This is a genomic window from Candidatus Hartigia pinicola (genome assembly GCA_020541205.1).
Lineage (GTDB): Bacteria > Pseudomonadota > Gammaproteobacteria > Enterobacterales > Enterobacteriaceae > Hartigia > Hartigia pinicola.
The window spans coordinates 1,184,757-1,197,312 of record CP048208.1 but is presented as its reverse complement, the minus strand read 5'-3'; the positions used below and the strand labels follow the sequence as shown (position 1 = coordinate 1,197,312).

The 12,556-nt window shown below is 24.1% G+C and carries 4 protein-coding genes; 3 read left to right on the top strand and 1 reads right to left on the bottom strand.

Annotated elements, in window-relative coordinates:
- Positions 1–7,696 precede the first annotated feature (7,696 nt).
- Complete coding sequence (gene rluB / locus GFV14_RS02250; protein ID WP_457914056.1) at positions 7,697–8,422, top strand: 23S rRNA pseudouridine(2605) synthase RluB; 726 nt, start codon at positions 7,697–7,699, stop codon at positions 8,420–8,422.
- The gene (locus GFV14_RS02245; RefSeq protein ID WP_457914055.1) at positions 8,394–8,618 is read left to right on the top strand and encodes a hypothetical protein; all 225 of its coding nucleotides are present in this window, start codon (positions 8,394–8,396) and stop codon (positions 8,616–8,618) included. The genes rluB and GFV14_RS02245 overlap by 29 nt, the downstream gene beginning before the upstream one ends.
- A 1,425-nt stretch (positions 8,619–10,043) precedes the next feature.
- On the opposite strand, the gene GFV14_RS02240 is transcribed toward GFV14_RS02245, so the two are convergent.
- Entirely contained in the window at positions 10,044–10,805 is a 762-nt protein-coding gene (locus GFV14_RS02240) for a YciK family oxidoreductase (protein ID WP_457914681.1), read from the bottom strand.
- Positions 10,806–10,984: 179 nt separating this feature from the next.
- Here GFV14_RS02240 and sohB point away from each other — a divergent pair, with 179 nt between their 5' ends.
- Positions 10,985–12,001: a protease SohB gene (sohB, locus tag GFV14_RS02235; RefSeq protein WP_457914054.1), complete on the top strand. Its 1,017-nt coding sequence runs from the start codon at positions 10,985–10,987 to the stop codon at positions 11,999–12,001.
- Positions 12,002–12,556 lie beyond the last annotated feature (555 nt).

Genomic DNA, 12,556 nt, shown 5'->3' with positions numbered 1-12,556 from the left:
TTATTTTGATTATAAAATATTGCATATTATTTAAACGATATTGAATATTCTGTAGGAATTAGAGAAGATAATACAGTTAATATATAATTTTTAAGCTGGTATTGAATGCAATACCTTGATAAAAAATCAAGATACTATCAAACTATTATTTTTAAACTATCTTTAATAATTAGTTTTAGTTTTTAATTACCGCACGATAATAATAAAGATCGTTTATACGCTATGAGAGGATAAAGATACCTATACGCTGAATTGAAAAATTTATAAAACCATGAATATAATAATCTTATACTAAAAAATACTTTTTTTGTTACTTATTTGTGCATTGTAAATATATTGTAGATCCTTACTACATTAATAGAGGTTTTAGTGATCAAGAAACATTTTAATGTGTATTATTTACATGTCTACTATTAAGATGACAAACTATCTCGATTTTATTTAGATAAAAAATTATTTGAAGAATAGAGGTGTCAAAATAAAGAATTCAAGTATTGTGCTGTTTCTTATTGCTATTATGAACACATTATCGCAGTACTTAACTAAAACAGCTATTCAGTTGATAACTATAATTTAGATTTTCTTTAAATACTAACCTAATATGTTATCATTAAATTCATGAAGAAAATCATTAATTAATATTAATTTTTAAGTAGTTTTTGACGGAAGTTATTTCAATACATTATCAGTGATAAAATCACTTCCTATTATTTTGATCATAGATTTAATAAATATAGTGAAAATGCTGATCATAGATTTAATAAATATAGTGAAAATGCTGTTGATTCTCACTGGCTCAATAACAGTATTAGTTTTAATACTGTTTATTTTTTTAGTGTAGAGCTGAAGTATTGCATATTTATTAAATAATCTAAACAAGTTTTAAAATATATCAAGATACTCCCGCTTTTTATTTATAGCATATAAAAATGAGTTGCATAAATGACTAATGAATTATTGGGATATCTTCGTAATGATTAGGTATACAAAATATTTTGAAGGTATTATCTAAACGATATCATAAATGTTGCAGTACTTATCTTTCTTCCTGCTATGCTAATTTAACTGAGATAACATTAAAGTGAAAATTCAGTAGCATAACTATGATAGCTGTGATTGTGGAGAGATTTATAATTAAGTTTTATATGTGTATCTTGTACCTTTTGATATTGTTTCATCGTCAGAAATATTGTAATAATAAAATAAATTTTTTTAGTTTATTAATATTTATTTTTTAATCTGCATGTATACTATACGTTTATAAAGTCATTATTTCTTAATGAGTCGCAAGGTTTTTATAAAAATTTAAAATTTTTAAAAATATTATTGAAACTCAATTAATATCATCATATCAAAAAATTATAACAGGAAAGATATATAATTAATGTAATTATATAATAATACTTATTTTATATTTTTTCAAACCTAATGCATTATTCTATTTATAAGATGATGAAGTCTAAACTCCAGAATCATTATTAAGAAATTAAATGATCATACGATAAAATTTTTAAAGTTATTTTTATTAGTACTTATTGGCATTTTATGTATTTTCACGTATATAATATAGTATTAATATTTAGCAGTGTATAAGCGAGAGCAGTTTCTAAAATATGCTAAAGTGCTTTCCAGCGAAGATTACTATTTTTATTAATGCGTTTGCTTAGAAAAACTTTAATTTAAAACTTAATTAGTTTTATTAGTGCTAGAATATAGTACATTTTACTTTTTAAATATAGTTTGATTGTGTATCTTGAATGCGGTGACTAGATACAGTTAATGTTTTTAAGTGACTCCAAATAATTTTTAATAAAGAATAATGCTCTTGTAAAAGAAAGATAATTTTCCTTCACATAAAATATCTTAAGTGGGTTAAGTATTGATAGTAAGGTGTCTAGAAGACATTGTTAATTAAATGTATAAAATAGGGATATAATTTATTTATTTTATCAGTTTCTTAATGTAATTTTATTTGTGTAGTCGTCCAGTATAGTGTAGTCAATTACAGACTCAGTATCTATAATGTAAATAGTTAGAATAATAATTATTAAATACTCGATTTATTTTTCGCACGTTATACTGGACGATCATTTTAATACTTACATTAAAACGAGCATTTTTATATAACGATGTGACACTTGATGCCAATTGTCACGTTGTTAATACTTGAAAGTATGATGCAATACATATTCTCCATAAGTATTTTAATATATTAATTTTTCAGTATCGGAACAATTATTATTTAATATTCAATGAATAATAAATTAATTATAATGTTGAAAAATTTATTTTTCATGATTTAATGATTGTTTACATTTTACAATACTAAGGTAAAATATTTTGTGATTTTTAAAAATATTTAATATTGATATTATTATGTATTAAACTGTTAATAAAGAAAAGTATTTCAAAATATCTTTTTAGGTTATGACGTTTCACTTTACATATATAATGTTCAGAAAAAAAGTTATTTCAGGTTGTCTTTCTTTAAAAAGATGCAGTCTGAGCATTTTTCCCATAAGTCAATTTATAAATTTTATATTTTGAATAGTGTGGCGTCTTGATGTATTTACTTCTGTCAATTATTTTTATGCTTATAATCCTAGTTAGGAAACTATTCACGAAACTTATGAGAAACTGAACATGTTAACGCATGATGCATACCTAATATACTGATTACAATTATATCTTCTGGCAACTGAAGAGCTCATTTTTTATTTAATTGAAATCGATATTACAGATTATATAGGTTATGAATATTAATACCAATAGTACGTGATTTGAGTGTTATAATACGGTTTTATTCTTTTCATTATGTACTTAAGTGAACACACTCATATAAAATTTTTGAGAAAGAGCGTCTATAAAAATGTTTTTTATCATGCAGTATGAATAAAATTAATTCATTTTGATAATGTCTTTCTATAACATGCGTGATGTAACAACAGTGCTGATAACTTATTGGAGATTTTATGTTATCTTAAAAATATTTTCATCTGTTAACACTAAAATTATAAATTTATAGAGTATATAAATACTAGGAATTATTTTTAGATTAACATTTTCTTTAATTAGATTTTTTAAAAGTGATCTTTTATACATACAAAATAAAAATAAAACATTAAGCTGATCAAGCTTCATAATCATAACGTTTCAGTTTTATGGCATAAGATTTTCGGTAATTTTTTCTAAAAGATATAATTGTTACATTAGTTATATATACACAGTGATTATTAACAATATCGTATAATACTTTTATGCCATTTTTTCTAATTAAAAGAAAAATTTAATCAAACTTTCTCCTATTGAAAATAATATTGTAGACGTATTTATTGTTTTCTTTTTATTTTTTTATAGTTGTTCATGAGAATTAATATAAAATGAATACGTAATAGACAATTTTTTATCTCATGCACTCTCTTTTAAGTTAGAAGATGAATACGATTTGAAACTAAAATATTCATATTTCTGAGTTAACAGAAAGAGAATGTATTTTAGTTTAAAACATGAATGTTAGTATGGTAAGATACTGCATCAATACACTTTTATTATACATGTTACGTAAACATGTATAATCAGAAATTTTAATATTTTCGTGATAAATGATATGAATATTTTTTTGATAAACACTAAGTCAATGCTACCAATAAACGTATAGAGTTAATTAATATCTCTTCTAATATTTAAAAAATATGCGTGTTTTTAGTTATCTATATACAGGTTTTATTATCATATTTAATGATTATTATGCAGACTGAACTTTTATGCAAGTACTTATTATCAAAATATTTATTTTGTTTGTAATATCCCAAAGTTAGTACTTACAATGTTATTGAACTGATAGTGAGAACAAGTAAAAGCTTGGTGTTTTTTATAAACACTCAGGTTTAACACGTTATCTCGTCAGATTACTTTCTATGTCTTTTATATTAATTAATATACCAACTTTTTATACTGAGTTGATGCCCTCAGAAATAATTGCATTAAACAATAATAACTACTTTGATTGTATTAGAATACATGAATAAAATAATTTATTAAAATAGCTTACATAATATATGTTATATTAACTTAGTTTAAGCGACTATTTAAGTTGTACTATTTTAGATCATAATATTTCTTTTATAATATTTTGATAATATTTCATTTCATGAATGAAAATAAATTTATAGCTAAACTAACAATTAAAAATGTAGTCTGTGTTTTTATATAAAATTATAATTATATTATTTGATTATATAAAAATCTTAAGTATTTTGAGAAGAAGCGTTGAATAATTAGCAATAATAACACATAAAAATTAGGCTTTCTAAGTTTTAGAGTGTTATTTTATCTTTTATTATTAATTATTTACTATAAAGAATTTTGATAGTATTTAAAGTATTTGTGTTATATATTACATAAAATATAAATACTGAAAAGTATTAACAAATATTTTATTAATAATTTATTTGAAAATGTTAGTTGTAAATTTTTCATAATGTTAACTTTTTTAAGTAACGTGATCATCTCAGAGGAAATAACTTTATGTTGTCAAATAATATATTATTCTATCAGAACCACTACTTCACTTGAGTATGTTCAAAAATTTTGTAAGTTCACTCGCTAGTTTTGTATAACTCGTTTAATCTACTCATTTTAAGTAAAGAGATAAAGTGTTATTCCATGACTAGTTTTTATAAAAGTTACTTATACAGTATTTTGTTATATCATTTTAGTATGTTTATTAGCGTTTGGTAATGAATTCTATTACTTTAAATAAATATTAAAGTTTTTGTAAGTTTTTAAGAAATTTAAATATGAGATGTATTACAAATCATAACAGTGAATATTATTTAGATTTATTAGAGTTTATCGGTTAATAGATATGCAGATACAAACAAAATTATTTCAGTTTCATTAATTAATATTAAATCTTTTAATAGCTTGTTTATTAGTCTACATAATAAATTTTACGCACTATTTAGTTCTGGTGAAATTATATCTAACATGTTTCAATCTCTTCAATAAGTTTATGTATTAAATATTTTTTACTTTTCGCGTTTTTATGTTATATATAATTTACTTTTAATAAATTATTCAATAGAAAAGAGTTATAATATTGAATAAAATATGTTACGATTAAATTTTCATATTTTTACTGCTGAAATAGTACGGTAAGGAAAAATTACATGCGTAAACAACATTATACATCTTACTATGCTAGAAGAATTTTTTATTATATAAATAATAGCATTGCATTATTTATATTTTATATTTTATATTTTAATTAAAATACAGTTAAAAAATTTGTATTACAACTGGTGATTAAGAATATACTAGTAGTAGTCTTAATATAATTACACTATTAATATAGTGCGTGTTATTGTTAATAAATACTCTTTTAATATTGTTCAATGATTCTTGTGATGAATTACTAAATAATATTCTACAATAAAGTATTAGTAGGTAATGATTGCTTATTTGAATATTAGATAATAATGTAAATATAATAATGACATTATAAACAATAAGTCTTTTAAATTAAACTTAATAAACTAAGATAAGGTGCGTATTTTAACAAGCATATTTATCTAAATAATCGGTTTTCTGAATTTGAAATGATGATTAAATTATTATCTTGGATATTTCATAGTGTTGTTCTTGCAGAATATTTCTTTATTAAAACTGATAACACATATTTGTTATTTTAGTTAATTATGTCTTTTAACTCACTAATTAGACGCAGTGATATGTAAAATACTATTAAAATTATTAGGCTATCTAAGTGAATTTTACTATTAATATTTATAGAAGTTCAGAAATATAATGACTTGGAATATATTGATATATAATATAAAATCAAAATGTAGAGTCTTTTGATAGTTAACTGAGTAATTTAGATGCTTAAATATTTAGATATGCTATTACGATAGTTTATATTTTTATCTAAAGTTCATTGAAATCTTAATACTTGCAGATAAAGGTGATGATGAAACTGATGCATATTAATATTATGCATATGTAGATTCAGTATAATCTGATAAGTTATTTGAGCAATATTTTGAGAAATTAGATATTATACATAAAGTACCTGAGCAGATACTAACATTCTGAGTGAATAAGCAAATTTTGATTATTAATTAATACTAGATCTCGTTAATTGTTAATTTATTTATAATGTGAGATTATTATAGTTATACTGTTCCGATAGAAAATTATTGCTTGGTAATATTACAAACTGTGATTTTGAGATAAAGCGCAACGTCTTATTCGTTAAAGGTTATATAATGTTGATAACATTATAAAATTATAAAAATATTTCGAAAATACTAAACACTAACGATTATCTATAGTAATTAATAATCTAGCAGATTTTATATTATAAAATAATATAGATCACTATTTAGCAGTGTTAGTAGTTTTTTTCATATATCCTTATGATTGAATTGATAAAATAGTCACTTCAATTATATTTAAAATAGAAATTAATTTACGTTTATAAAAAGATAGATCTAAATTGTGTAATTTATATACTAAAATCTCTTTGGTTAATCAAAAGATTTATTATTTATTTCGCCTGATATTTTACAAAATTAATAATAACAAAATGATTAAAAATGTATTCTTAGTATTATTTAGCAATAATACAATGTTATCTATGTAAACAATACAATACTATTGATAATAGTGTTTAAGATTATTGTTAGTAGCTTGTTCTTCTAATTAAGTATTTATCTTAGGTGGTATAAAAATTTACTTTTGCATATTTAATGATGCATAATTATTGAAATATTATGAAATGAATGAAAAATCCTCATTCACTGTTCATGCCTAGTACTAAAAAATATAGAATAAAACAAACAAAAATACTGTATATGATTTTTTAAGTGCATTTTTATAAAATAATGTTATTGTAGGTGTTGACAAAGAATTTTATGACTTTTAAAGTTTAGAAGTATGTATTAATTAGTTTATTATATCCATTCGAATAATTCATAATCAAATCATAGATTTGATAAGTAATAATATGTTACATTAAGGTGATATGATAGTGTATCTAAGTGATGGATAATATATTTGTTTTTCGATTGAATAAAAATGTATTTCAGCATAGTGAGCTTATTCATTCAATTGATTTAATATATAATGTGAATTTAATATACTATATTTTTCTAGTTATTTAATCATAGATAATATTAATTATATCTTATATTTACTTAATGAGAAATAATAAACTAACTCATTATACTGTTATTTAACATGTAATTTCAGTAAGTTTTGTACTTTTAAATTAGTGATTAATATAAAATGAATGCAAGACTTCCATCTAACTAGATAGAACTAAATGTACTGTAAGTTATTATCAAATGATTAATTTAAAATAGTTCTCCTATTCTAAGAGATGGATTTACTTAACATTATCTTAGAAGATCTTTTAATTTACTTGATTAGTAGAGTCATTTAGTTATTTATTATGGCTAAATTTATGAAAAACTAATAATGGTTATTTATTTTACTTATAAGAATTTTTTAGTTGGAATGATAATAAGTGCTTTAACGATACGTGAGTAATGAGAAAAACTGAAAGATAAATTAATAATAACAAGGGGTTTGTCGCATGTTTATGTATCATATATACATTTTCTAATTTATTAATCTCTTGGTATGTCACAATAAATTATTTATTTCTTTTTAATGTGTATCTGAGAATTATATGAGCGATAAATCGAAACAGACTGAAAAAATACAAAAAATTCTTGCACGTTCAGGATATGGCTCTCGTCGTGAAATTGAAAAATTTTTAAAAGAAGGTCGAATCAGTATTAATGGTAAAAAAACGATGATAGGAGATCGTATTAAAGTTAAATCAGACATTCTAATTCAATTAGGTGGAACATTTTTAGCTATTAAAGAGAAAGATAAAGAAAGTTGTTGTGTAATTGGTTATTATAAAACTGAAGGTGAGTCATGTACTCACTATAATTTAGAAAAATGTCCAACAGTATTTACTCGATTGCCTCAAATTATTAGATCACGTTGGATTGTGATAGGACATCTTGATATTAATACTAGTGGGATTATATTATTTACAACAGATGGTGAACTTGCAAACCGTTTAATGAGAGTCAGCTGTGAAATTGAATGTGAATATGCAGTTCGCGTTTTTGGCAAAACCAATGATACAAAAATTCGCCAAGTAATGATGGGCGAAAAACTAGAAGATGGATTAGTCTCATTTAGTAGAATTTTATATCGTGGTGGCGAAGGTGTCAACAAGTGGTTTCATGTTACGTTAACTAAAGGGAGTTACCGTGACGTGCGTCGTTTATGGGAGTTTGTAGGGGTGCAGGTTAGTCGTCTGATACGAATGAAGTATGCTGATATTGAATTACCCCAAGGTCTTATTTGTAATGATTGGATGGTTGGAGTTAAGTCTTAACAAAATAAACTCTTTAAGAAAGCGTGCCGGGCTTAAAACTCAAACACAATCTACAGGTATGGCTGAATGTGGCCGACGAAGTATTAAATCAAACCAGGCTCCTCTGGTTGTCAAACATCGTTTACCAAGTTCTATCAGGTTCTCGTTTAAAAATAAGTTATTAAAACCTACTTTTAAATGTCGTAGTCGTACTTAAAGTAATAAATATCTTTTACGAGATACAATAAAATTATTTACAAAACTCTATGATCTTATTTAATTTTTTCTAAGTAATAGAGAAATATGAGTAGCATTAATAAGAAAATGCAAGTACGTAGATTTAGAACAAATGACAAACATCATTTAATAAAATTAAGTTATTTTAAATGCTGAAAATATTGATGTATCATTAAATTCTAATTTTTAAAACAAGAAGTGATGATATGTAAATATTTTTAATAGAAAGATTTGTATATAGTGCATTATATGAGCAATTTTATTTAACAATTTTTCTTTTAAGGTGAAAAAATTGTATTTCATTTAGTTTTATGAGAGTGATTCTAGTTTATAATATTGATATTGATTAATCAATATTGCAATAAATAAAATCTTTTTGCATAAAAACTAAAATACAAGCGCTTTAGAACTTAAGATATACAAAGTATTTTATAAGCTATATAATTTATACAGCAGTTGATTGTAGATTATATTCCATAGAAATTTTCTAACAAGGTAGGTGTATATTTTATTATTTGCATTTTTGAAAAGAAAAAAATATTTAAAATGTGAGACACGTTGCGTAAACTAGATGTGCAATAGTCGTTTGACGATATCTGTTATTAGTAATAGTAAAAATGTTAATACTACTTTTATAAGTATTATCGTAGAAGCATAGTGAAACAAATATGTATCTTTTAACCTATCTATGATAGGTATAAAATTTCAGTATAAATAATAGATTAAAATAGACACTTTCAAGTTTACCCGTATCAATATATTTTGATACGGGTGATTATTACGCATAAAAAATCTTGTAATGTTTTTATTGACATCATAGATTGTATTATGCATAAAGCAAATATTTACAAATAATAATTATATAAATAAAAATTTTAGAGAGTATGTATTATAAACCCTTTGTAATCGTTGAGGTAAAAAACGTAAAAACTGTCATGATTTTAATATAATTGAAAGATTTAGAGTGTCAAGTATACATTCAGTTAATTGCAAAAGTATTGTTAATAAAAAAACATGCTATATAAGTTTTATATGATACCGCTCAGAATTATTAATATATATTAGTACGCTAATAATATATTATATAAATCTTAAGACGGTTCATGATGTCCATTGTTTTATTATAGTTATTTTAAATAAAATCTATTGACATGAAATAAAATTCATATAGGTAGTTTAAATTTTTGATTTTTAATCATAACTTACTATCTTCTGTAAATATTTAAAATCAATGTTTTATTAGAGAAGAGCAAATTAGCAAGAATATTAAAACTTCAATTGCTTTCTTTTTTTGTTCTGTCGTTTGTAGAACAAGTAAAGACAATATGGTAATTTTTAATACTATATTCTAACATCTACTTTTAAATTATTTCATGTGTTTAACGCTGAATGTGTAATACAGAGATTACTCTGGATACGCTTTTTTACAATTTGGTTGAGCATCAAAGCTTATTCCAGTTTGATGTACGCTATCATGACTCATAACGTACAAGTAGGTAGGCATGATCTCAGCGGGGGTTTTAAGTTGCATTTGATTTTCTTCTGGAAATGCACTTAATCTCATATTTGTACGCGTACTACCTGGATTAATACAATTCACACGCAGGTTACTATTTTTGTATTCTTCAGCGAGAATTTGCATTAAACCTTCAATTGCGAATTTTGAAGCAGAGTATGCTCCCCATCCAGATCGACCTTTTTTTCCTACACTGGAGCTGGTAAAGATGAGTGAAGCATTAGGGGCTTTAAGTAATAGAGGAATCAAAACCTGAGTTAACATGAAAGCAGCATTAAGGTTCACTTGTATAACATCGTGCCAAAGATTAGCTGGTTGCTCTATAATAGGAGCAATGACACCTAAAAGACCTGCATTATGCAAAACACCATCGAGGTGTAAGTAATTTTCAGAAATTTTGTGGCTAAGAGTTTGATATTGTTTAAGAGATGCTGTTAACAAATTTAACTCATATACTTTAGCATCTTTGCCTGTTAAAGCTTTAATTTCTTTACTTACATTTTCAAGCTTGAGTTTAGTTTTACCTACTAATATTAAAGAGGCACCAAAACGAGAATATGTTAACGCTGCTTCACGACCAATGCCATCCCCAGCTCCAGTAATTAATAGTGTTTTTTTATTTAAAAAATTATTTTTGGCTTGATAGTAGATCATCGTATTTTTCTCTTATATTTTTTTATGTATTGCGATATTATCATATTAATTAACGTTATTAACTGATATAGCTTTGTATATAAATAATGTAATAAAAAATACAGTATTATTTTTGGTTTTTTTATAATAATTGTTAGACTATGTTTATTAAAATTTAATATGAAAAGGATAATCTTGTGGAGGGTTTCTCTCTTTATGGACTATTTTTAGCAAAATTCGTTACAATAGTCTCAGCTATTGTTATTCTTACTATGTTTTTTTTTGGTGTAGGTATGCGTAAACAAAGTAGAAAAAGTGAGCTAAAAATTAAGAATTTAGGTGAAAATTATCGATATCGTCAACGACAAATGCAGCAAGTTAAAATGAATAATTCTGAGCATAAAGCATGGTTAAAATCTTTCAAAAAGCAACAAAAAGTAAAAATGAAAAATGAAAAGTTAGGAATAAAAACGGGACAAGGTAGTTTAAAAAAACCTTGCTTATATGTCTTAGACTTTAAAGGCAGTGTCGATGCGCGTGAAGTGAGCTCTTTAAGAGAAGAAATTACGGCGATACTTGCAGTTGCAGAACAACAAGATGAAGTATTATTACGTCTTGAGAGCTCTGGAGGAATGGTGCATAGCTACGGCTTGGCCGCATCTCAATTAATGCGATTAAAAGAAAAAAATATTCCTTTAATTATTGCTATTGATAAAGTTGCCGCTAGTGGTGGTTATATGATGGCATGCATTGCGACAAAAATTATCGCAGCACCATTTGCGATTATCGGTTCTATCGGTGTTGTGGGACAAATACCGAATATTAATCGGTTATTAAAAAAACACAATATTGATTTAGAATTGCATACTGCTGGTGAATATAAACGTACTTTAACAATACTAGGCGAGAATACTGAGCAATGTCGACAAAAATTTATTGAAAATCTTAATGAAACACATGAATTATTTAAAGAATTTATTCATCAAAATCGTCCATTACTAGATATTGATAAAGTGTCTACGGGAGAATATTGGTATGGCAGTTTAGCCCTGGGTAAAGGTTTAGTAGATAAAATTGGTGTGAGTGATGATGTCATTATTGAATCTATAGATACTAAAGAAATTATTGGTATTTGTTATATACAAAATAAAAAAATGTTAGAACGATTTACAGGCGGTATCTCTAAGTATGTTAATAAGTTACTACTACACTAGTAGTAAACGTAAAATGCAATTTTTTATTTTCTATAATTGTTGTTACTTTTCTTTATAAAAGAAATTTTAATAATTATTAGCGACTCATTATATAAACCAGAATTTTGATGTGAGTATGATGTTGTAATCTAATTTTTTTATTAAACATGTAAAAAAATAATATTTTTTAGATACTCTAAACAAAGGTATTTTACTAACATATTATGATTTTTTAAAAAATTGTTTTTAAAATGCAATATGTTTGAATATTTTCAATCATATAAATCAATAGTTCATGAATGAAATTTTTATTTCTTATGAAGTTAGTGATGTTTGTTTTTCATACGCATTGTATTATAAATTGCGTATTATCTTGAATGATATTCAGCTTTCTCAATATAATTATTATTGTATTTAGCTTCTTATCAAGTAATTTCTGTATTTTATTTATAAAATTTAGTCATCATATAATGATATTAAGTTAGTTAGAATAGATTATATTTGTTTAGAAAAAGCATAATTGTTTTATGATTTTTTATTAAATTTATGATAGATAACATGTAAAATGTCTTATAT